This window comes from Sedimentisphaera salicampi, from assembly GCF_002117005.1.
Lineage (GTDB): Bacteria > Planctomycetota > Phycisphaerae > Sedimentisphaerales > Sedimentisphaeraceae > Sedimentisphaera > Sedimentisphaera salicampi.
Window position 1 is genome coordinate 1,712,474 of record NZ_CP021023.1, and the last position, 22,055, is coordinate 1,734,528.

The 22,055-nt window shown below is 48.7% G+C and carries 18 protein-coding genes; 4 read left to right on the top strand and 14 right to left on the bottom strand.

Annotation, left to right across the window (positions count from 1 at the left end; translation table 11 throughout):
• The first annotated feature begins 13 nt into the window (after positions 1-13).
• Entirely contained in the window at positions 14-886 is an 873-nt protein-coding gene (locus STSP1_RS06470) for a class I SAM-dependent methyltransferase (RefSeq protein ID WP_123807005.1), read from the top strand.
• Positions 883-1,716 carry a UbiA family prenyltransferase gene (locus STSP1_RS06475; RefSeq protein WP_085755569.1) on the top strand — a complete coding sequence of 278 codons (834 nt, stop codon included), beginning with the start codon at positions 883-885 and terminating at the stop codon, positions 1,714-1,716. Before STSP1_RS06470 ends, STSP1_RS06475 begins: the two co-directional genes overlap by 4 nt.
• A gap of 145 nt (positions 1,717-1,861) precedes the next feature.
• Here the strand turns inward: STSP1_RS06475 and STSP1_RS06480 are convergent, their stop codons facing one another.
• From STSP1_RS06480 to STSP1_RS06515, 8 genes are all read right to left on the bottom strand, one after another.
• On the bottom strand, positions 1,862-2,833 hold the full coding sequence (locus STSP1_RS06480; protein WP_085755570.1) for a zinc transporter ZntB: 972 nt from the start codon (positions 2,831-2,833) through the stop codon (positions 1,862-1,864).
• Positions 2,834-3,025: 192 nt separating this feature from the next.
• On the bottom strand, positions 3,026-3,187 hold the full coding sequence (gene rd / locus STSP1_RS06485; protein ID WP_085755571.1) for a rubredoxin: 162 nt from the start codon (positions 3,185-3,187) through the stop codon (positions 3,026-3,028).
• 10 nt (positions 3,188-3,197) lie between these two features.
• Positions 3,198-3,659, bottom strand: coding sequence for a ferritin family protein (locus STSP1_RS06490; RefSeq protein ID WP_085755572.1), 462 nt, complete (start codon positions 3,657-3,659; stop codon positions 3,198-3,200).
• A 17-nt stretch (positions 3,660-3,676) separates the two neighbouring features.
• Positions 3,677-4,189 carry a ferritin gene (locus tag STSP1_RS06495; protein WP_085755573.1) on the bottom strand — a complete coding sequence of 171 codons (513 nt, stop codon included), beginning with the start codon at positions 4,187-4,189 and terminating at the stop codon, positions 3,677-3,679.
• Positions 4,186-4,566, bottom strand: coding sequence for a desulfoferrodoxin (locus STSP1_RS06500; RefSeq protein ID WP_085755574.1), 381 nt, complete (start codon positions 4,564-4,566; stop codon positions 4,186-4,188). Before STSP1_RS06500 ends, STSP1_RS06495 begins: the two co-directional genes overlap by 4 nt.
• A 46-nt stretch (positions 4,567-4,612) precedes the next feature.
• Entirely contained in the window at positions 4,613-5,794 is a 1,182-nt protein-coding gene (locus STSP1_RS06505) for an FprA family A-type flavoprotein (RefSeq protein WP_085755575.1), read from the bottom strand.
• Between the two features lie 132 nt (positions 5,795-5,926).
• Complete coding sequence (gene rbr / locus STSP1_RS06510) at positions 5,927-6,499, bottom strand: rubrerythrin (RefSeq protein WP_085755576.1); 573 nt, start codon at positions 6,497-6,499, stop codon at positions 5,927-5,929.
• A gap of 38 nt (positions 6,500-6,537) precedes the next feature.
• The gene (locus STSP1_RS06515; RefSeq protein ID WP_085755577.1) at positions 6,538-6,990 is read right to left on the bottom strand and encodes a Fur family transcriptional regulator; all 453 of its coding nucleotides are present in this window, start codon (positions 6,988-6,990) and stop codon (positions 6,538-6,540) included.
• Between the two features lie 253 nt (positions 6,991-7,243).
• On the opposite strand from STSP1_RS06515, the gene STSP1_RS06520 reads away from it, so the two are divergent.
• Together STSP1_RS06520 and STSP1_RS06525 are read left to right on the top strand one after the other, a co-directional pair.
• Positions 7,244-9,358: a Sip1-related alpha-galactosidase gene (locus STSP1_RS06520; protein WP_085755578.1), complete on the top strand. Its 2,115-nt coding sequence runs from the start codon at positions 7,244-7,246 to the stop codon at positions 9,356-9,358.
• Between the two features lie 215 nt (positions 9,359-9,573).
• On the top strand, positions 9,574-11,418 hold the full coding sequence (locus tag STSP1_RS06525) for a glycoside hydrolase family 2 protein (protein ID WP_085755579.1): 1,845 nt from the start codon (positions 9,574-9,576) through the stop codon (positions 11,416-11,418).
• A 790-nt stretch (positions 11,419-12,208) separates the two neighbouring features.
• Here the strand turns inward: STSP1_RS06525 and STSP1_RS06535 are convergent.
• The 6 genes from STSP1_RS06535 to smc form a co-directional block, all read right to left on the bottom strand.
• Positions 12,209-13,144, bottom strand: coding sequence for an SUMF1/EgtB/PvdO family nonheme iron enzyme (locus STSP1_RS06535; RefSeq protein WP_085756676.1), 936 nt, complete (start codon positions 13,142-13,144; stop codon positions 12,209-12,211).
• 264 nt (positions 13,145-13,408) lie between these two features.
• The gene (locus STSP1_RS06540) at positions 13,409-14,602 is read right to left on the bottom strand and encodes a radical SAM/SPASM domain-containing protein (protein WP_161491644.1); all 1,194 of its coding nucleotides are present in this window, start codon (positions 14,600-14,602) and stop codon (positions 13,409-13,411) included.
• On the bottom strand, positions 14,602-15,882 hold the full coding sequence (locus STSP1_RS12490; RefSeq protein WP_161491645.1) for a hypothetical protein: 1,281 nt from the start codon (positions 15,880-15,882) through the stop codon (positions 14,602-14,604). Before STSP1_RS12490 ends, STSP1_RS06540 begins: the two co-directional genes overlap by 1 nt.
• A 135-nt stretch (positions 15,883-16,017) precedes the next feature.
• Positions 16,018-17,238, bottom strand: coding sequence for a M16 family metallopeptidase (locus STSP1_RS06545; RefSeq protein ID WP_085755582.1), 1,221 nt, complete (start codon positions 17,236-17,238; stop codon positions 16,018-16,020).
• A gap of 9 nt (positions 17,239-17,247) precedes the next feature.
• Entirely contained in the window at positions 17,248-18,489 is a 1,242-nt protein-coding gene (locus tag STSP1_RS06550) for a M16 family metallopeptidase (protein ID WP_085755583.1), read from the bottom strand.
• 14 nt (positions 18,490-18,503) lie between these two features.
• On the bottom strand, positions 18,504-22,055 hold the full coding sequence (gene smc / locus STSP1_RS06555) for a chromosome segregation protein SMC (RefSeq protein WP_085755584.1): 3,552 nt from the start codon (positions 22,053-22,055) through the stop codon (positions 18,504-18,506).

Here is a 22,055-nt window from a genome sequence, read left to right on the forward strand (position 1 = left end):
GGAAACATTTTCTATGAGCGATAAAAAACAAAGACATTACATTGAGATGTTCCGGCGTCTGCTAAAGCTCTATTTCGCCCGCCCCGCCGACTGTGAAACACTTGTAACCCAAAGCTACGACCGGATCAGCTCCGGCTACGACGAAAGCTGGACAAATCATATGCGCGGGCTCACCGAATCAATGATAAACCGCCTCGCCCCGCCTGCCGGAAGCAAATGTATAGATCTCACCTGCGGAACAGGCTACGCCTCAGAACTGCTTGCAAGACGCACCGGCGGCGAGGTGATTGGAGTGGATTCTTCAGGAGGTATGCTGGAGAAAGCAAGAGAGAACTGCGGCGATTCCTGCCGCTTCGTTAATTCAGACGTACTCGATTTTCTCAGGCAGAAGGAGAAGGCAAGCTGCGATATTATCACCTGCTGCTGGGGGCTTGGATACACCAAGCCGATGAGCGTGATAAGGGAAATTTCCCGCGTGCTCAAGCCGGGCGGAAAGACGGCAGTGATCGACAATTCAATCTTTTCTCTGCGGGAGATTTTATCCTGCTCGTTTCTCACTTTCGCCGAGAGCCCAGAGAAGCTCGAAAACCTTATGCGGTTTAAGTTTCTTACAGGCCCGGGAATGCTGGGATTTTTCTTTAGAATCTCCGGCCTTACCAAAATCTACAGCGATCAGGGCAGGAAAACATATTATGCCGGCTCAGGCAAAGAGGCTATCGAAAAGCTAACCGCAACGGGCGCAGCAGCGGGCTTTGAATACGCCTGCCGGCCGGAAGACAGGGAAGAGATTTACGCCAGATTCGCCGAGCTGATCGAAGAGAAATACAAATCCAAGGGCAAGATCCCGATAACACATCGTTACCTTGCGGGGATTGCAGTAAAATGACTGCTTCGCTTCTAAGGCTTATTCGGCTGTATTATTCGCTTCCGCTTGCAGGCGGTTTTATAGTGATAATGATGTATCTCAGAGGCGGCTCGCTCGCCGGGGTCTGGGGGAAAACGCTTATCGCCTTCGGCTCGCTTTTCTGCATAATCTGCGCTGCATACTGCCTGAATGATATATGCGACAGAGAGATTGATGCTGTAAACAAACCTTCACGCGTGCTTCCGAGCGGAGGGCTGAGCATAAAGGCGGCTCTAATCTTCAGCGGCTGTTTGTTTGCCGCCGGTCTTGGAGCGGCCATTTTCTGCGGGACAGATTTCTCGCTTGCCGCTGCGGGGCTTTCAGTTTTGCTTGTACTTTACGATACTAAATCGAAATCTGCAGGCATTATCAAGGTGCTGCTTGCTGCCGGGCTCACCACCTCGCTCTATCCGCTTGCGTTTATCCTTGCAGAACCCGTGCAGACTCCCCGCCTTACCGTGCTCTACATCCACCCGTTCTGGCTTTTCTTCAGCTCGCTGGGCTATGAGATGCTTAAAGACGTACGCGATATTGAGGGAGACAGCAAGTTCAGCAATGCAAATCTAAAAAGCAGGGAGAAAAATTACCTTCTCGCAGCGAAAATCATCATCCCCGCAGCCTCTCTAATTACTCTGATTCCTTATTTTGCCGGCTTGTGCAGAGAGGTTTATCTCGCCTCCTCAGCGGGGGCGATTCTGCTTGCTTTCGGTGCTGTCGGGCAAAAGCCCTCGCGAGCAATAAGGCTTGTGTACTGCGAGGTTTTCCTGATTACCGCCGGCTCGCTCGCAGATCTGCTCACCTTCGGCGTCTGATAAGTATAAGCTCGCCTTGCACTAATGATCGCCGCAGAGTTTCGCCTCCGAAAAGGCCTTGTGTTTTGAATAGCTGGAGGCAGTGAACCTAAACTGTTACCTGTACCATTGCTCATTCCGCTTTTGCCTTATGCCGCTATATTTCCTAAAGCCACTTTTTCCTTTTGAATATGATTATTTGTGTTATCACCGCCGCAGCCAATATCAATATGAATATCCAGAAAGCCGATTCCGCTTCTGCCCCGGGAATTCCGGCAACATTAATACCCAGAAGTCCTGTCAGAAAGCTTAACGGCAGAAAAAGAGCAGCAACAAGTGAAAGTATATACATTCTGGAGTTCAACTGTTCTGATAGTTTGCCCGCAAGCTGTTCCTGAGCTACCGCTGCGCGGTCTCTGATGGAATCGAGGTCTTCGGTGTATCTGATTAGATTGTCGTTAGTTTCCCGCAGATGCCGGCGGTTGTTCTCGCTCAGCCAGTGGAAGCGGTCCGTTTGGAGTCTGGCCATGGCTTCTTTTTGCGGGTTCAGATATCTTCTGAGCATTATAGCTTCTCTTCTTATCTCTGAGAGATCTGTGCGGAGGTCATAGGATTCTGTTGCGATAAGCTGCTCTTCAAGATCGTCGAGGCCGTCTTCTATGTTCTGGACAGTACTCTCTATTCTTCCAATCAGGTGTTCGGCCAAATCGCTTATAAATTCTCCTGTGGTTTTCGGGCCTTTGTTATCGATGAAAGATTGTATTATATCGTTTTCAGAAAGCAGCTTTCTTTTTCGGGTGCTGATAATTCGATTCTCATCCACCCAAAGCCTTATTGCCACCATATCTTCAGGTTCAGAGTTTGGGCTCAAATTAACCCCTCTAAGCGCAATCAACGCCCCTTTATCTATAATCGAAACTCTCGGCCGGCTTTCTTCGGATAATAACGCCGATACTGTTGCCTCATCAAGCCCGCTTTTCTCGGCAAGCCATTTTTCAGGATCAGATGCGGTATAGTCCAAATGCAGCCAGCAGGGGCCTTGCTCTGGCAGCCATTTTTCAATTTCCTGCCATCCGCCTTCTTGAGCAGAACCGTCCCCATCCATAATATAGAAATATATCAAACCGTTTTCAGCCATCTCGCCTCTCCTGTAAACATAAAACAGTGGTTATTGGTAAAACCTGATAGAAATATTCTAAGCTCATTTAATGCAGCGGCAAGCTTAAAAGTTTATGAGGTGCGGGAGGGGGTTCAGAAAAGGATTGTGCAAACAGCTTTTATGCTGAAAAAAGAAAAAGCCGGCAAGCTGCTAACCTGCCGGCGATAAATCTTATTCTACCGGGCTGAATTCATCTTTGCCAACCCCGCATTCCGGGCATACCCAGTCGTCGGGGAGATCGTCGAATGATGTTCCCGGTTCAATCCCGCTGTCAGGATCGCCTACAGCAGGGTCGTAAATATAGCCGCACACATCGCATTCATACTTTTGCATAGCATTTCTCCTAAACCTTGCTCAATTCTTCGCTGAGAATCGTTATATGACTCATCTCTTCGTTAATAATCTCTTCTACAGTTTCTTTGGCCTGCTCTGTCTTCAGTGATGCCTTTACGCCGAGGTAGTAGCAAACTGAGTCCTTCTCCATCCCTATTGCATAGCTCAAAACTCCCGTCGTATCAAGAGAGCGGGCTTTTTTAGCGAGGTCTTTCTCGGGGGAGAAAACCGCATACTTCACGAAATAGTCAAGATACTTCATTGCCTCGTTGTCGGGGTTGAAGCTGTCTGCCTTTTTAACCGCCTCCTGAAGCTTTTCGAAATATTCGAAATGGTTTTTCTCCCAACCGGCAAGCTCCTCAAGCAGCTTTCCAGCAGACTCAGTATCAGCGGACTCAGCGGCCCTTGAGTAAAACTCAATTCCGTCTGTTTCCATCGTCTTGGCTACTTCCAAAACTTCCATTGCGTTCATAGGCTTCTCCCGTGGTGTTATTCTTCTGCCGGCGCCGGATGAAATACCCGCTGGCCAAGCTCTTTGTCTATCATAAACAGCCCGCCTTTTGTCTCGCAGGCCATTTTAGCTTTGTCTATGATATCCTGCACACTGGCCTCTTCTTCCACCTGCTCTTCAACAAACCAGTTGAGGAATATCTTGGAGGCGTGGTCGTTCTCGCTGATAGCAACGTCCATAAGATCGTTAATCAAAGATGTAACCTTCTGCTCGTGGGCGAGCACTGCCTCAAACACCTCAATAGGGCTGTCCCAGCTGCCTTCAGGCTTATCGATCTTATCAAGCTCGATCTTTCCGCCCCGCTCAAGAACATACTCAAAGAACTTGTCCGCATGGGTAAGCTCTTCCTGCGCCTGAATCTTTGTCCAGTTGGCAGCGCCGGGCATACCGTTATCTGCAAACCAAGCACTCATAGCCAGATAGAGGTATGAAGAGTACAGCTCGGCATTAATCTGGGAGTTAATAGCTTTGTTTACTTTTTCTTTTATCATTGCTCAGCCTTCCAAAGCCCGTGTTTATTGCAGTACTCTCTTGCAGTTATCTTCTCAGCATCAACCTTGAATTCTGCAATCGGCTCATCTCCCGGTTTAAGGAATTTCACATAACTGAAGCCGTCTGCTACAAGCTCAATCCACATTATGTAATGCTCCGGAGCCATCGGATGCAAAACACTCCCTACGGACACTTTGTACCCGTCGGTGGTCTTTTCGATTACCGGCACGTGCTTTTCTGTGGCCGCATCGGTTGTGTTGCCTTCAAGAAGCCTCATAGGAGCGCCGCAGCAGTAAAGCTCGCCGTCGGCTCCGCAGTAAACCTCTACTACATTGCTGCATACAGGGCAAAAATAAATCTGTTGTCTCTTAGCCATTTTAGTTACTCCTAAATTAAAGTTACAGCTCAAACAAACGCCGGCCTTACTCAACCAGCCCTTCTGACCTGTGTTTTTCAAGTATTTTGTCTGCAAACTCATTAATAAGCTGCAGGTCATCTTCACGAGGCATACCTTTTATCATCAATGGTTCGATAAGCTCCGCCTTTATGTTCGGTATAGCTGCCTGAAGCTTTTCCACCATCTTTCCGCCCCAGCCGTAGCTGCCCATAATCGAAACGAATTTCGTTTTGGGCTTGAGCATATTTGCAAGGAAAGCAGCGTTGGCAAGAGCCGGATGCGGGCCTGCGAGAATCTGAGGTCCCGCAAGAACTACCGTAGCACTGTCAACAAGAGAGGAGGCAAGCTGGCTTATATCGCAGCCAATCAGGTTGTAAGGCCGTGCATGGATGCCCCTTTCGGTAAGCTCATCAATCAGATGCTCCACCATAATCCTCGTGCTGTGGTGCATGGAGATATACGGAATCACCACGTGGTTTGTAACCTTATCGCTCACCCAGTCTTTATAAGCGTTTATCGGGAACTGCGGGTCGTCGTATATCGGGCCGTGGCTTGCAGCTATCATATCAATATCGAGCTGGTCGATCTTTTCCAGATTTTTAACTATCACCTTCTTGTAAGGCATCATAATCTCAGCATAGTAGCTTTTTATAAGCTCGAGCTGATAAGCGTCGGATTTTGCGAACATCTCGCTTGTGGCATAATGAGAGCCGAACATATCGCACGGGAAAAGCACCTTGTCTTCCTGCAGGTATGCGGCCATTGTCTCAGGCCAGTGCACCCACGGGATAAAGAAAAACTGAAGGGTCTTATCGCCGAGGCTGAGTGTCTCCCACTCCTCGATAACTTGTATCTGCTCAGGACTGATATGCAGGTGTTCCTGAAGGAGCCCGCAGTTCTTTTCGTTTGTAACCACTTTGCATTCAGGGAATTCCTGAAGTATTACAGGAATGCAGCCTGAATGGTCCTGCTCGCAGTGAAGGCTTACAATATAGTCGATTTTTTCAACGCCGAGCCGCTCCAGATTAGACAGAAGCGTATCAAATTTTTCGGGGTCAACGCTGTCTATCAGAACGTTTTTCTCGCTGCCCTTGATGAAGTAAGCGTTGTAAGTTGTGCCTTCGCTGAGTGGAACGAGCTCATCAAAGAACTTCCTGTCCCAGTCTTTTGCACCAACGTAGTAGATGTTGTTTTTTATTTCCGCCATATTCTCTCCAATCCCTGATTTAAATACTTCGCTGCTCTAAAACTGATTCTACAGTCTTGGCGGGATAATTCAAAGATTTTTATAAGAAGCGCCGAAGTATAAAGGCTCCGGCGCTGCAAATTTTTACAGATTTTAGTAATTCTCAGGCTTAAGCTGGAAATAGGCCTTTGGATACCTGCATGTCGGGCAGATGCTTGGCGCTTCTTTTCCCTCATGAAGGTATCCGCAGTTGATGCACATCCAGATGTAATTGCCGTCTCTTGAGAAAACTTTTCCTTCTTCAAGGTTTTTCTTCAGGTCAGTGTATCTCTGGCGGTGGTGCATTTCAGCCTTTGCGATGTTTCTGAAGAGTCTTGCAATGTCCTTAAAGCCTTCTTGTTCGGCCTCGTCTGCAAAATTCGGATACATCGTTGTTACTTCGTAGTTCTCCCCCTCGAAGCCTTCCTGCAGATTCTCTACAGTAGTGCCGACTTTGCCTGCCGGGTAAGCGGCGGTTATCTCTACTTCTCTTCCTTCCATAAAGCTGAACAGCCTCTTGGCATGCTCTTTTTCGTGATTAGCTGTTTCCTCGAAGATATTTGCAATCTGTTCATAACCCTCTTCTCTTGCCTTCTCGGCAAAGTATGTATAACGGTTTCTTGCCTGCGATTCGCCTGCAAATGCCTTTAGAAGATTAGCTTCTGTTTTACTTCCCTTAAGTTCCATATAGTTCTCCTTTGATATTATTGTTTTAGAAAAATTAACTAATTACCTGTTTTTTCAATTTCAATTAAGCACTGTTTACAATATCCTTCAAAATATACCGACTTTTTCAAAATTTTAAACCCTTCCGGCATATCTTCAGGCGTTTCTATTTCATCAAACGGCTTGTGATGAAAATCGAATATTCTTTTGCATCTCACACATTTTATGTGCTGGTGCTTTTCAAGATCGCCGTCAAACCTGCGAACATCGCCGCTTCCCTCAACTATGAAAGCCGCTCCAATCTGATTAAACGTAAGCAGAGTTCTGTTTACCGTATCCAGCGAAATGCCAGGGTGCTCTTTTTTTACTTCCCTGTGCACCATTTCCGCTGAAGGGTGGGAATTAGTCTCAGCGAGGACTCTGTAAACAGCCACACGCTGCGGGGTTACCCTGAGCCCGTTTCCCCTGCACAAATCTATAAATTGTTCAATTTTTTCTTCAGTAGATTTCATAAGGTTTTTCCGCCAATCTAAATCTTAGTGCAAACTATATAGGAGCTGCTCTTATTTGTCAAGGTTTTTTTTATATTTTTCAAAACTTATCATTTTTTTCGTAATAATTCGCTTTGAAATTATAGATTATTAGGTGAAGAGAGCATAGCTGACTCTGCTGATGAACATTACAGAAGGTTATGCTTTCTAAAGCTTTTGGCTTAAAAATCTAAGAATTAAATAAAATATTATACTTTTGAAAGGTAATGAAGTTATGTTCAATCGAAATTCAATGGGAAAAATAAGCCTGCTGCTGATCTTGCTTGTCAGCACTATGGCAGCTAAGGCTGATGCGCTTGATGCAAAAGCCTTAAAAGGAAGCGGGTTAAAGATACTGCAAGGCTTTTCTGAAACGCCTGAAAACGGGATTCTGAAAAGCTTTGAAGTAAGTCTGCCGCCGGTTGAATCGGTTGTGTATTTCAGCACCGACGGGCGGAATCGTTTGCTCGGAGCGGCAAATCGAATTTTCCCATGGGCAGCCAAAGGTCTTGAAGAAATAATCAGCAGCGATTTCGATCCCGACCCAACAACCCGCCAGCCCTCAAGAAACGGCCTACAGGTTCTCTTTCAGCTAAAAAGCGGTCGTTACCTCCTTCTCCAAGGGCTCGCAGGCGCTGAAACTATGAGCTATTTCCAGATTCACGACAGCGGCAAATTTACTATAAATCTTGCTACTTTCGGAAAGGCCCGTGTTTCCGGAGATATACCTCTGCTTGCTTGGGCAGAGGCATCCAGCCCGGTTGAGGTTTTCAATGATGCATGGAAAAAGATTCTCAACTGCAGGAAATTTGAGGATCGCGTTGCTCCCCGTTACCAGAAGAACTATCCCGAGCCGTTCAAATATTTGGGATGGTGCAGCTGGGAGCAGTACCGCAGGGAGATTAGCTCTGAACTGCTCGTTGGAGCGATGGAAAAAATAGAGAGCTCCCCCGTGCCTGTTCGGTGGGTGCTGGTTGATGACGGGCATCAGCATCAAAGCGGTTCGGGGATGAGAACCAGCCAGATGCTTTCATTTCAGGCTAACCCCGAAACCTTCCCCGAAGGATTTGCCCCGCTTATGGAGGAGCGTTCGGATAAAATCAAGTGGACAGGAATCTGGCATACGATGAACGGCCTCTGGCAGGGGCTGAGCCCAGATCATCAGCTTGAAGAGCTCGACCCGCATCTTATCAGTATCCATCAGAAAAGGGGAAATGAAGACTTTACGGTTATGATGCCCAAAGACGACCCTGGCTCTTCGCAGAAATTCTACAATGCCTTGATCGGCTCAGCGAAAGAGCATGGATTCGATTTTGTGAAGATTGACAACCAGAACCGGCAGGTTGGCTATTACAAGGGTCGGAAAAATGCCGTCGAGGCGGTAGCTGAAAACGCTCAGTCTTTGGAGAAGGCCTGCAAAAAGTTTACCGATGGATTGATAAACTGTTTCTGCGTTGACCTGATCAGCGTTATGAATACAAAATACAGCGCCGTTTCAAGAGTGAGCGTTGATTATCTGCTTAATCACGAAGATAAGGCGAAATCCCATTTGCTCCAGTCTTATCAGAATACGCTCTGGGTGGGGCAAGCTGTATGGCCGGACCATGATATGTTCCATTCCTGCGATCCGGTTTCCGGGCGTATGATGGCGGTTAGCAAGGCTGTAGCGGGGGCTCCGATTTACCTCTCTGATGCGCCGAAGGATTTTGTTCCTGAATTGATTGAGCCGCTGTGCTGGGAAAACGGCAAGCTCCTGCGTCCGCTCGCTCCGGCAATTCCGCTGCCCGATTCTGTGATGCTTTCAGCTTTATCCACCCCGCAGGCCTACAGGGTGATTGCACCCCTGCCGAACGGGGCAGCTTCAATTATTGCATACAATCTGGCAAACCCAACCCCAGATTCGCCGGTGAAAGCGGCTGTGAGAGAATCCGATTATAAATCCGCATCTTCGTTTATCCAGCCGGCTGTGCCGTCTTGGGAAATTCCCGAAGAAGGCCTTGCCTATTACGACTGGTATAAACAAACCGGCGGAAAGCTTGGCACAAAGTATGAATTTGAGCTGGACGGATTTTCAGACCGTTTTGTACAGCTCTCGCCGATTAAAGAGGGCTGGGCAGTAATCGGAAGGCCGGATAAATATCTTTCTGCTGCTGCAGTTGAATCTGCTGAATACAAGTCCAAAACCCTAACTGTAAAATTCGTTAAGTCTGGTCCTTTGGTTGTTTACAACAAAAGACCAGTTGAATGCAGCGAGGCAAAGAAAATCACAGATATGGGCGGAGGCCTCTGGCGGCTCGAATTCCCGAAAAATAATAAGGGGATGGAAGTAATGATTCAAATAAGAAACTAAAATCCCCCAGAAACTGACCAAATAACGGTTTTATGATGAAAATTGGAACTATCGGTAACCAAGTGAAGTGTTCCGAAGCGAATAAAAATGCTGCGATTCAGATTTTATTCTAAAAAAGTTTATTAAAAAAACATTTTTTTTGTAAAAATTTGAGCCCATCTATGATAATAAAGTAAGCGGAAACATTTTAATTAAATTATGGAGAAACCGATTCTATGAAAAAAGTTACATTACTTATCCTGCTGGGAGCAGCAGCCGTGTCTTTTGCCGACTGGAAACCAGTGGGCGATAAGATTAAAACCAGATGGGCAGAAGAAATAAATCCGGAAACAGTTTGGGATGAATACCCGAGGCCGCAGTTTGAAAGAAGCGGCTGGATGTGCCTCAACGGGCTTTGGGATCTTAGAGTGGCAGGCAGTTCATCCGAGAAACCAAAATATTTCGACAAAGAAATTCTCGTGCCTTTCGGCGTTGAATCTTCGCTTTCAGGTGTGGGAGAGCTTGTAGAACCGGACGATAAAATTTGGTATCACAGGACATTCGAATGCCCCGATGATTTCAGCGGCAAGAAAGTATTGCTGAATTTTGAAGCTGTTGACTGGAAAACAGCCGTTTGGGTGAACGATTCATACGTTGGCGGGCACAAAGGCGGATACGACCGCTTCACCTTCGATATCACAGACTGCCTCAAATCCACCGGCGAGCAGAGCATTACCGTGATGGTAACAGATCCCTCCAGCTACGGCTCGCAGGCAAGAGGCAAGCAGAAAAATTCTCAGCACGGTATATGGTACACACCAAATTCCGGTATCTGGCAGACAGTATGGCTCGAAGCGGTGAATAAAAAGGCGCATCTTGCGGACGTTGAGATCACTCCGGATATAGACAGCAGCAAAGTTACGATAATTCCGATTATGGACAGCCCTGAGATTGGCAATTATTCTGTTCGCTGCAGCGTTTACGAAAACGGCAGCCGTGTTGCTCAGAAAACAGGGCACGTTTATAAGCCTCTTGAAATTAAGATTGATGATCAGAAGCTGTGGTCTCCGGATAATCCCTTCCTCTACGACTTGAAGCTTGAGCTCTTTGAAGGTAAAAACAGCAGCTCAGGCAAGCTTCTTGATACAGTAAAGAGCTACTTTGGAATGCGTAAAATCAGCCTTGGACAAGGCGATCATACAAAGGTTCTTATGCTCAACAACAAGCCGCTCTTCCATTACGGAACTCTCGACCAAGGGTGGTGGCCGGACGGACTGCATACACCGCCGTCTGATGAGGCGATGAAGTATGACATTGAAATGACCAAGAAGATGGGCTTCAATATGATCCGCAAGCACATCAAAATTGAGCCGGACAGATGGTTCTACTGGTGCGATAAGATGGGGATTATGGTTTGGCAGGATATGCCGTCGGGGATGATTGAACCAAATCCCGGGAAAAGCGGCAGCCCCGAACACGTGGGCGGAAATCAGTCCGATCAGTATAAGGATTCCGAGGTGGAAGCCCAGTTTGAGCTGGAGCTCAGGAAGATGATAAGCCAGCACTACAACAGCCCGAGCGTTGTGGTTTGGGTGCCGTTTAACGAAGGCTGGGGGCAGTATGACACATGCAGAATCAGCCGGATGGTGAAAGACCTCGACCCAACAAGGCTCGTGGATGCTGTGAGCGGATGGGCTCTGAGAGACTGCGGCGATATCCTCGATATCCACACATACCACAAAGACCTCCGCAAACCGGATGTAAACGAGAAGGACAGGGCGACCGCTGTAGGCGAATTCGGCGGAATAGGCTACGCAATCAAAGGACACCTCTGGGATCCGAACAGAAGGAACTGGGGGTATCAGTCTTACGATTCCAAGGAAGAGCTCTTCCAGAACTACAAGCATAAATTCGACCAGATCGTGGAAATGAAGAAAAACCAAGACCTCTCCGCTGCTGTGTACACACAGACCACAGACGTGGAAGGCGAGGTGAACGGACTTATGACGTACGACAGAGATGTGGTTAAATTTGACGAGGCCAAGCTTCGCAAGCTCCACTCTGTGCTGTACGAAGAATAAACTCGGACGTAAATGCTTTCATTGTGATCTCGGGGGGTGGTTTCTCCGGCCGCCTCCCGTTTTTTTATGCGCCGATTTAATCCACAAACCTGCAAAACGATCAAAAATCCGCAAATTCAATGAATTTAATATGTTAATTCGCTGTAAATTCCTCGGCGCGAGACCGCCCCAATTAGCGTGTCTAAAGAAAGAGGGATTCCTTTTATAAGCATAAATGCTGAAAAGAACCTTCAGACACACAATTTGGGACACTGCCATAAATCCAAATTTACATTGGAGGAAACAGGTACATAAATGAGGGTAGGCTTTCTGCCGGCAAGGACGCTTCAACGAAATACACAATCCTGCTCTGATGTGGACAGTGTTTTTTTTGACAGAGTCAGTCCGCCTGCGGCGGAGAGGGGAGATACAATTTTGACGGGATTTACAGCCCCGAACCGCTTTGGCTACGGGGCAAGGATCTACAGGATAAATATTAAATAAGAAAAAGGCGGAGAGAAATTTTTCAGCCACTAATCAGCACTAATTTTTCTCTAATGATTTAAGATAAGTTCTTTTGATGGAGAAAGCCAAATTAAAATTAATATGAAATCTTTATCCCATCCTGTAAATCTTGTTAATCCTGTCTAATTTATCACATCCCTCCCCACGCACGGCTCTGATTGTCTTTAGTATTACGCAGCGATTTCACAAAACGAGATATTTAAACCGAGCCACGCATGTAGTCCGTCTGCGGCGTACGGAATAAGTGGTCAGCAGATGCCCATCACAGGCAACCCCCAACCAACCCTTAGCGTGCCCTGCGGCGGCGAATAAAGAGACCGCCAATGCCGAGGAGAGCCATTGTTGCCGGCTCGGGGACGGTGCCCACGCGAAAACCTATATCTCCGTACTCACCATAAGGACTCATATCTCTGCGGTCAGATGAAGCAAGTACATCGGCACCATTGTAATAAGAGCCGCCGCGGTATACTCGTTCGCTGTCTGCGGCGGTGTTTTGATCACTGAAAGGGCTTTCCATCCACTCGAAAACGTTACCCATCATATCGTATGTGCCGTTGAGCTCTTCTGCGCCGCTGCCTGCGTCCCAAGTATCAGGATTGGCATCGTTATAATTTGTATCCACACCAGCTTCTGGTACTGAACCGTCTTTTGTTGCGTAGGTCTGGATACTGCTTCCGTTCCAGTATGCCGCCTTCACCCATTCATCCTCTGTGGGCAGGAAGAATTGGGCGTCTTTATGGCGGTAGAGGTTTGTTCCGCCAGCCGCCTCTGCTGTGCTCCATGTATCGAGGGCGTAATTGCTTGTTCCCTGCGTGCCGGTAAACTTATACGCCGCCTGATGTCCCTTGCTTGTGTTCAGATAGTTCACGAACTGCGCAGCCTCATACCAGCTAACCCTGCCGGTGGGGGCATTAGTGCCCATCTCAGGATCGCTGTCATAGGCGCTGGAAGGATCGCCGGTTACCTGTCCGTAATCAGCCTTAAACTTATCCCACTGGGCGTTGGTAATCTCACGGGTGCCCATACGGTACTGGTAGCCCGGGTCTGAAAAAGTTTTTCCTTCTCCGATATTCGTTCCGTTTGCACTGCTCGCATCGCCGGAGATGTCAACGAAACTGATAGTAAACTGATTACTGCCGTTTCCGAAATTTTCCTGATAAACTGCAAAACTCGCAGAGGCAAGTATTGTGCATACTGCCAGATAAAAGACTGCTCTTTTCATAATAAAACGCCAAACTTTCTTCTCTAATTCTCATAAATATTACTAAAAACTTCGATTATTTTATTTTATCACAGTTTATTGCATAACGCAAACTTTAGACCGGTAGATTTACCGGTTTTTTTAATTTTTTTAAGCAGTTATACCAACCCTTACAGCCCCTCCAGCAAAACGGGGCGTGTTTGAAGTTTTGTGGGTTATAACATTGAAGAGTTGAAGGCAGTGCGGCCGCTCGAGAATGCTTTAAAAGCATCTTGGGGGGATTATTTATCGGTTGAGGTAATTTTCGTACACCTTCGGGAGCCGGCCTCTGCGGGGTAGCTGGCGGCAGATGTTTCGGCTTGTTTCGGGCCCTGCGGGCAGCGCACTGCCGGCGGCGGGCAGAATGCCTTTTTTCGCTGCCTCTTTCATAAAGCAGCCTCTTCTGGGCAGCGGGAAAAACTGCTCCATCTCCTGCCATATTTCGCTGAGCGGCTTTTCAAGGGCGTTTCCGAATGAGAGCGGCGTGAGGTCGCAGGGGCACACGTTCCCCGCCGAATCGATGAAGAGGTGGTGATAGCCGGCTCCGCAGCCGAACATCTCGCCCGATTCAAGGTGCGAGAAGCTGCAAACCGCAAGGCTTGTTTTTCTCCTGTTCCAGCGTTTCTGGAAATCCGCCATCTCTCTTGATTCTTCGCTCGAGAGGATAATCGAATCATCCCCGCAAACGCCGCCTGTTGGAATCGGTTCGAGTATGCGGAGCTCCATCGCACCAAGGCTTTCGCAAAATCGTGCGATTTTTTCTATTTCGCAAGAGCGAATCTTTTCTCTGAATGCGATTGTGGAAGCTGCGGCATAGAGCCCAGCCTGCTTTGCGATTTTAATGCCCTCAAAAGCCTGACGGAAGGAATTTTCCCTGCCGCGAAGCCGGTTGTGCTCTGCCATCTCCGCCGATTCAATCCCCACCATAACACTGCTCAGCCCGGCATCTTTCAATTTGCGGGCGATTGGCTCAGTGAGACCTGAGGCAGTGGTAAAAAGCACCGTAGAGGCGTTTTTCGAGGCGGCTTCTATCAGCTCGGGCAGGTCTTTGCGTAGCAGAGGCTCGCCGCCTGTGAACCCGATTACAGGGCAGCCCAGCGAATCAATCTGCGAGATAATTTCGAGGGCATCAGCGGTCGGCAGCTCTCCAGCCTGCCTGCCGGCGAAACTGCAATGGGCGCATGAATGCGGGCAGCGGCTCGTAACAGCGAAATATGCCGAGTACGGCGTTCTTGCTCTGGCCAAAACTGAATCCATAAACCGATCGAATGCCGGCGATGGAATAGGCGGGAAGAACGTGTTTATCCAGAGCTTCCCGCTATGCATATGCGGGTTCTCGCTGCCCATCTTTCGGGCAAGATAGAGAAGATGCTTTGCAGGCAGCCTGCCCAGACACCGAAAGAAATGATATGCAAACCGAGAAGCGGTTTTCAAATCCATTATTGCTGCTCGATAGATTGAGTGTTTTTCCTTGGCAGTTCTTGAAGGAAGACGATGCTCAGCCCGCCGAGCAGTAATCCGGAGTACGTCCCGAAAGGCGAGGCGAACATAATCGGGTGGGGCAGGAAGAAATCGTAAGCTGCCATCAGGATCAGATGCGCCGCTGAAGATGCGAGAAGGCCTGTTAGAGCTCCCGCTGCGGTTGCCCAGCCCATCAGCTTGAAGCCCTCTGGGGATTCGCTCTTCCATTTGCAGAGAAGGCCTGTGAAAACTGCGCCGGCAGCAATTCCCGCCGCCCCGCCTGCAGCCCAGCCGATACCGTAATTCCTAACGTGCTGAGAATAGAAGATCATCTCAGCGAGAGCCGCAAATCCTGCCCCAGCTCCTGCTGAGAGCACGGTGATAAAAGCCGCCAAACCTGCCCGCCGGCGGAGATATACTGAGCGTTTGCGGAGAAACACCCCTGCAGCAGAGAGGCAAATCAATGCCCCAATACTTGTAGAGGCATAAGCGGGAGGCTCGGGGATGTTCATCTTATCATCAATGCTCCAACGCAGATTTTCTGCGTCTTTGGGGCGTATCGTTTCAGTTTTCCCGCCGGCCAAAAACACTTTCACAAAATAAGAACCGGAATCGGCTTGGAAAAGCTCAAGGCCGCCGGAGCTGTTCCAGCCCTCTTTGGCGGGGAAAATCAGAACCATATCATCAGGCGCATCTTTGCCAAGGGTGAGGGCATTTTCATTTAATGCAAACGGGCAGTTTGCATTTTCCTTCTGATACATAAGGCTGCCTTCTCCCTGAGATTCTATGAGCTGGTCGCACCATTTATCCGCATCAGGGAATCTGCCGTTATGGTTATTGCTGTAAAGTGTTACAGATCTTCCAACTTGTCCAATTCTCCAATCAGACCCAAGGGAGTAGATCCCGGTTTCCATCAAAAATGTTCCTGCAAACACTGCCGCTAATGAAATAAAACAAACAGCGGGCGTTATTAAGCCTGGGATTGCAAATTCATCTTTTCTAACAGCGCCACCCTCGCTCTGGATTTGATTCTTTTTCTTAAGAGCAAGGCAAAGAACTGCAATGCATAGTAATCCAAATAAAATTGCAAAAATGATGTAAATAAACAAACTCCCCGCAACTGCAAATGCCAAGAGAAGTAAGGCAGCAGGGGTTAAAAGCAATAGCGAGAAGAGAATTTTATACCATATCTCAAGGCTCCTGCCTCTTTTCTCCTGAGGCATATTGGGAATGGATTGGTTATTATCAGCATCAGTCATTTTGCGATCCTTAAAACAATAACAGTTTAACGGCAGAAATATTTTAACTTATTCCAGCCTGCCTGCAAGCCGCTGTAAAATGAAAAAGCCCCAGCCGGCAGGGCAAGGGGCTTTGATTCTCGTTTTGTTTATTGTTTATTTTTCGGGCGTAAGAACGGCCTGCGAGCAGTTTACCATATCGAAGAGCCTTGCAGCAGAGTTCACATCCTCCACGCTCACAGCCCTGATCTTCTCGATCTGCTCTTTCGTGGGGATGTATTTATCGAGATACACGCTGTCGAAGGCCACGCTGATGAGTCTGCCCATGGGCAGTTCGTTTTTCAGCGTAAGGGCGCTAAGGGCTTTGTGCTTGGCCTTATCGAGCTCTTCTTCTGTAATGCCCTGATCGCGCACATCTTCCAGCACCTTTTTTGCAGTCTGGATTGTTTTCTCGGAATTCTCGGGGCTGCACTGGAAATAGCTGTAAACAGCTCCAACGCCGTCCATATCCTCGAAATGCATTGAGGCGATCTCGGCGATTGCCGTATCCACGAGCTGCCAGTAAAACCGTGAGCCCTTTTCATCGCCGATAATCAGGCTCAGCAGGTTCATCGCATAATGCCTTTCATCCTGCGCTGAAACGCCCGGGCTCACCATACATATATGCTCTCGGGAGAGGTTCTTCTTTGTGTAGGTTTTGGTTTGTGCTGTGCCTTCAGTGAAGGTGGTTTCCCGTTTGGTATCAACCTTTTCCCAATGCCCGCAGAGCTTTTCAATCTGCGCAGCGAATTTATCCCAGTTGAAATTCCCGCAGCAGCAGACTGTAATGTTTGAGGGGCTGTATCTTCGGCGGAAGTATTCGAGCATCTGCTCTGCCTTGAGATTTTTGATCGATTCGCTCGTGCCGAGGATGCTGTTTCCGCAGGGATGGCCGGAGAAGTGCAGCTCTTTGGCCTTATCCACAACATCAAACTGCGGCATATCCTCATACATCGCAATCTCTTCAAGGATTACATTCTTCTCCATATCGAAATCATCTGTCCTGAGCGAAGGGCGCATCAGATCCGCCCAGATAGCGGTAACATCTTCGAGAAATTCCGGCAATACACCCGCAAAGAAAACCGTATTCTCCTCGCTGGTAAATGCGTTGAACTGGGCTCCTGTGCGGTCGAAAGCAGCATTCACTTCCAGCGCACTCATATTCTCAGTGCCTTTAAACACCATATGCTCGAGGAAATGGGATACCCCGCTGTTCTCAGCAGATTCATCGCGTGAGCCGGTTTTAACGAAAAATCCCACAGCTGCGGAAAGTGAGGAGCTGGTGGTCTCGCCTACTATTTTGAGTCCGTTATCAAGGACTTTACTCTTAAACTGCATTCTGATACCTCAAATTTTCTTTGCTGCTTCAATTTCTTTCGGGCCGATGCTCACAACGCAGAATTCCTCAAACGGATTTGAATCGAGGAATTCTTGGAGGCTGTCCAGAGTAACCGCTTCAATCCGCCTTTTGATTTCCGAAAGGCAGCGTACCTCGCCGAGGAGGTTGTAGTCTCCGCCGATTGAAGACGCCCGAGACATTGAAGATTCGCTCCGCATTACTGTTGTGCTCTTGAGCCCTGCTTTTGCGCGGGCGAGCTCATCTTCGGAAACGCCGTCTTTGAGCTTTTTGAATTCATCTATAACCACTTCGAGCGTTTCCTCAGCCTTGTCCGGCGTTGTGCCGGCGTAGCAGGAGATTCCCGCTTCGTCTTTGAGCGTGTTGTAATTAGCGCCCACAGCATAGCAGAGCCCGCGTTTCTCGCGTACCTCGGTGAAGAGCCGTGAGCTCATTCCGCCCGAGAGCACAGAGACCGCCACCTGCGCATCGAAATATTTATCGCTGCGTATTGGAACGGTTTCGGTCATTATCCCGATGTGCACCTGCGAGCCCTCGTGGGGCTCGTGCCAGTATCCTCTGCGGGGTTTCTCTGCTTTGAAGTGCGGGATGTTTTTATCTTCCGCACCGCCGAAAAGTTCTTCTAGCCTGCTGCAAACTTTATCAAAATCATAACTGCCCGCTACTGAGAAAATCGTATCGGGCATACTGAAGTATTTATCGATCAGCCCTGCTGTTTCATCGCTTGTGAGCGAATGCAGGGTATCCATCGTGCCGAACGCGTTCAGACCGAGCGGTTCTGGGTAAAATTTTTCGCGGAGGCTTATCATCACCTTCTGCCGCGGGTTGTCATCGAGACCCATAAACTCGCTCAAAGCAAGCTGCCGGCAGAGCTCAAACTGGTCGCTGCCCAGCTCCGGGCTCTGGAGGATAGATGAATACAGCTCAATCGCTTCAAGAAGGCTGCCCGCCTCCATCGCCGCTGAAAAGCCCATCCGGTAGCTGCCCACTGCATTGCTTCTGTGGAGGCCGAGGCCGTCGAGCCGGTCTGTAAGCTCCCTGCCGCTAAGGCCGCCTGCCCCGCGCATTACCCAGTTTTTGATTATCTTACCCGCCCCCTGAAGGTCTTTGCCGATGCGGGATGTTCCGCAGGGCAGGAGGAAATTAAATGCCGCCGAGCCAACCTCTTCCATAGGTTCGCCCAGAACGGTCATTCCGTTTTTCAAAATGTGTTTGTCTGTTTCTCTTTTCATATATCGCTTTCAAATTAAGCTGCGTCGGTATCTTCACTGTCGAATTTAACAGTAATACGTTTGCTAACGCCCTGCTGCTGCATTGTAACGCCAAAGAGCTTATCCACAATGCTCATTGTGCGTTTTGCGTGGGTAACAATAATAAACTGCGAATCCTTCTGAAACTCCTGCACGATCATATTGAAACGCTCGTTGTTCGCTTCATCCAGCGCCGCATCCACCTCATCGAGAAAGCAGAATGGCGAGGGCTTTGTTTTGAATATGGCGAAAAGAAGCGCGATTGCGGTCATTGTCTTCTCGCCGCCGCTGAGAAGGCTGATAGCCTTGGCTCCCTTGCCCGGAGGCTGAGCGATGATTTCAATGCCGCATTCGAGAATATCCGGTTCGTCCTCATCGTCGAGATGGACATCTGCCTTTCCGCCGCCGAATAGCTTGCGGAAGATCTCCTTGAAGTTCTGACGCACCTTCTCGAATGTATCCTGGAATTTCTCCCTGCTTTCCACGTTGATCCGGTTTATCAGCTCCGAAAGTTTGTTCTTGCTTTCGGTTAAATCATCAATCTGTTCGGAGAGGAAGGCCTCGCGTTTTTCGAGCTCTTCCTGCTGGTCTATCGCATCAACGTTTACATTCCCGAGCCTGAAGATTTTCGTCTTCAGATCGGATATTTCTTGCTTGATTTCGTCCCAGTTTACCTCAGACTCATCGAACTGTTCATCATCCTGCTGCTGAGTTGTTATGTCTATCTCGAGCTCGTCTGCTGCCTTCTGAATCAGGTCTTCGATTTTTATTTTCGTTTCGTTCAAATCCAGATCGAGCTTGTGCACACGATTTTCACCTTCAGCGTTAGACTCTTTCTTCTCTTTCAGGTCTTTCTCTGTTTCAGAGAGCTTCTCGAAAAGCTCAGAGGCATTTTTCCGCAACTCAGATGCCTCATCAGCGAGGTTCTCCTTTCGTGAGTACAGCTCGCTGAGATCGGATTCTGCATTCAGTACAGACTGAGTGGTGCTCTCGATCTGTTCATCCCCGCCTTCAATGTCGCTGCGGGCAGATTTAATGTTCAGCTTTACGTTTTCAATCCTGCCCTTGAGCCCGCTTAGCTCCTGCTTGAGGGCGTTTCGCTTCACTGTATCCTGACCGATATTGATCCTGAGGTTCGTAACCTGCGAATTGAGCTCGTTTTTGTACTGCTGTTTTTCTTCGCTCTGGCTGCGGAGATCTTCGAGCAGAGAATCACTGGAGCTGGTTTGCTGCTCTATCTCTTGGAGTTGGGCTTCATTTTCCTCTTTGCTCTTTTCGGCCTCGCGAATCTTCTCATCAATGCCCTCCAGCTCTCTTTGGGATTCGGGAAGGTCTCGCTGGATATTTTCAATCGCCTGATCAACCAGCTGCAGGCTTGACTGCGCCTTGTAGCGGTCTGAATTTGCCTGCTCTATCTCGCTTCCAATCTGCGAGGCGGTTTCCGAGAGCTCCTTATGACGGCTGTTGTTCTCATCTATGCCGGCTTCAATTTCGGCGATTCGCCCTTCCACCTCTTCAATCTTTTTATTCAGCTCGTTCATCCGGCTCTTTCTGGATATTATCCCGAGACTGCCCGAACCTCTGCCGAATTTAACGCTTCCTCCCTGCCCTGCAATCTCGCCTGCAAGGGTTACCGCCTGCTCGTCTTCTTTGAGCTCGTTTCTAAGCTGCAAGGCCTTATCTATATCCTCTGCCAAGATAAAGCTCGAGAAAAGCCTGTCTTTGAGTCCGCTGAACTCATCGCTGCACCGGACAAATTCCGAAAGCCTCGGGTGTTCACTGCTTCCGGAGGGGCTTGCTGGAAGCTGCTCTTTTTCTATTGCTCCGAGCCGGCCGGACTTATCGGCAAGCGGCTTCCAGTCTTTCACGAAGCTCTTCGAGTCTTCCACAATCAGCCAGTTTACCATTTCACCCAGAGCCGCCTCCACGGCCACCGAATGCTTTACGTCTGATTCGAATATCTTTGAAGCCAGTCCGCAGATGTATCCGTAGTTTTCGGGGGATTTCTCCACCTCATCCAGCAGCCGGCTTACAGACTTGCCCACTCCCTCGTTGGATTTTTCCAGCTCGTTGAGAAGCCTGTACTCCCTTTCTAATGCGCTCTTCTCCTGCTTCTCCGAGGCGGCCTGATTCACCTTCTCGCTTATCTCGGCGTTAAGCTCTTCGATCATATCCTTATTTGCCTCAAGCTTGCCGCTGAGCTCTTCAATGCGGGATTTAACATCCTCGAGCTCTTTCTGCTTCTGCTTTTTATCCTGCTGGGAAGATTCGAGCTGAGTCTGCTGAGAATCAACGCTCTTAGAGAGCCTTTCCTTCTCTATCATCAGGTTTTCAGCTCTGTTCTGAGAGTTTTGGATTTCGTTTTTGATCTGGGTTGTCTTGCGTACGGCATCCAGAGCCTGAGTCTTCTGGTCTTCTATGCGTGAATTGATGCTGGAAACATCAAGCTCGGCCTCGTTGAGAAGCTCCTGAAGCTCTGAAAGCTGGTCTTGCTTGCTCTGAGCCTGTGATTCAACATCAGAAAGCTCATTCTCGCATCTGTAAACCTCAGCCTCAAGCATTGCCTTTTGGTTATCCAGCTCTGAGATTCTCTTTGAGGCATCTGTTTTTCGCTTAGAAAGTTCATCAAGCCTGTTCATCAGGAAATCCGCCCGCTGGCTGGTTTGTTCAATCCTGCCTTTCACTGCAATTATCTCGCCGTCTTTACTGCTGATAGTATGCTCCTTCTCACGAAGAGAATTCTGCAGCTCAGCCTGAAGAGTCTCCAGCCGCGAGAGCTCCCTGAACACCTCCGAACAGCTTTCCTTCACGCCGGCAAGCTGTTTCTCGGTTTGCGTCTTTCTGTCTTCGAGCCGTTTGTATTCGGCAAGGTAATACTGGAGGCGAAGCTTATCAAGCCTCTCTTTATACTCGACATAATTCCTGGCCTTGCCCGCCTGAAGCTTGACGCTCCTGAGCTGCTTCTGCACCTCGTTGTATATATCAGCCACTCTGAGCATCCGCTCTTCTGTTTTTTCGAGCTTTCTCTGAGCTTCCTTCTTGTGCGCCTTAAACTTGCTTATCCCCGCAGCCTCTTCGAATATCATGCGGCGTTCTTTCTTTGATGCGCTAAGGAGCTGGCCAATCTGACCCTGCTCAATAATCGAGTACGCGCTAACGCCCACGCCGGTATCCATAAACTGCTCGCGGATATCCTTGAGCCGGCAGGTTTTCCCATTCATAAGGTATGCGCTGTCTCCGTCTCGATAGAGTCGGCGGGTAATCTGGAGCTCGCTGCCTTCGCCGTCAACATCTCCGAAAATCATTACAACTTCCGCCATGCCCGAGGCCTTGCGTTTGCTGCTGCCGCTGAAAATTACATCGGCCATCTGCGAGCTTCGAAGACTCTTCTTGCTCTGCTCGCCCAAGACCCATTTTACCGCATCAACAACGTTGCTTTTGCCGCAGCCGTTCGGGCCTACAATTCCCGTTATGCTGTCCTCAAAAGAAAATTCTGTTTTGTCTGCGAAGCTCTTGAAGCCGTGAAGTATTATTTTATTCAGTCTCAT

Coding starts and splice junctions, on each gene's coding strand:
- STSP1_RS06470 (WP_123807005.1), top strand. CDS start 14: ATGAGCGATAAAAAACAAAGACATTACATTGAGATGTTCCGGCGTCTG.
- STSP1_RS06475 (WP_085755569.1), top strand. CDS start 883: ATGACTGCTTCGCTTCTAAGGCTTATTCGGCTGTATTATTCGCTTCCG.
- STSP1_RS06480 (WP_085755570.1), bottom strand. CDS start 2,833: ATGGCTGAAAACGGTTTGATATATTTCTATATTATGGATGGGGACGGT.
- rd (WP_085755571.1), bottom strand. CDS start 3,187: ATGCAAAAGTATGAATGCGATGTGTGCGGCTATATTTACGACCCTGCT.
- STSP1_RS06490 (WP_085755572.1), bottom strand. CDS start 3,659: ATGAACGCAATGGAAGTTTTGGAAGTAGCCAAGACGATGGAAACAGAC.
- STSP1_RS06495 (WP_085755573.1), bottom strand. CDS start 4,189: ATGATAAAAGAAAAAGTAAACAAAGCTATTAACTCCCAGATTAATGCC.
- STSP1_RS06500 (WP_085755574.1), bottom strand. CDS start 4,566: ATGGCTAAGAGACAACAGATTTATTTTTGCCCTGTATGCAGCAATGTA.
- STSP1_RS06505 (WP_085755575.1), bottom strand. CDS start 5,794: ATGGCGGAAATAAAAAACAACATCTACTACGTTGGTGCAAAAGACTGG.
- rbr (WP_085755576.1), bottom strand. CDS start 6,499: ATGGAACTTAAGGGAAGTAAAACAGAAGCTAATCTTCTAAAGGCATTT.
- STSP1_RS06515 (WP_085755577.1), bottom strand. CDS start 6,990: ATGAAATCTACTGAAGAAAAAATTGAACAATTTATAGATTTGTGCAGG.
- STSP1_RS06520 (WP_085755578.1), top strand. CDS start 7,244: ATGTTCAATCGAAATTCAATGGGAAAAATAAGCCTGCTGCTGATCTTG.
- STSP1_RS06525 (WP_085755579.1), top strand. CDS start 9,574: ATGAAAAAAGTTACATTACTTATCCTGCTGGGAGCAGCAGCCGTGTCT.
- STSP1_RS06535 (WP_085756676.1), bottom strand. CDS start 13,144: ATGAAAAGAGCAGTCTTTTATCTGGCAGTATGCACAATACTTGCCTCT.
- STSP1_RS06540 (WP_161491644.1), bottom strand. CDS start 14,602: ATGGATTTGAAAACCGCTTCTCGGTTTGCATATCATTTCTTTCGGTGT.
- STSP1_RS12490 (WP_161491645.1), bottom strand. CDS start 15,882: ATGACTGATGCTGATAATAACCAATCCATTCCCAATATGCCTCAGGAG.
- STSP1_RS06545 (WP_085755582.1), bottom strand. CDS start 17,238: ATGCAGTTTAAGAGTAAAGTCCTTGATAACGGACTCAAAATAGTAGGC.
- STSP1_RS06550 (WP_085755583.1), bottom strand. CDS start 18,489: ATGAAAAGAGAAACAGACAAACACATTTTGAAAAACGGAATGACCGTT.
- smc (WP_085755584.1), bottom strand. CDS start 22,055: ATGAGACTGAATAAAATAATACTTCACGGCTTCAAGAGCTTCGCAGAC.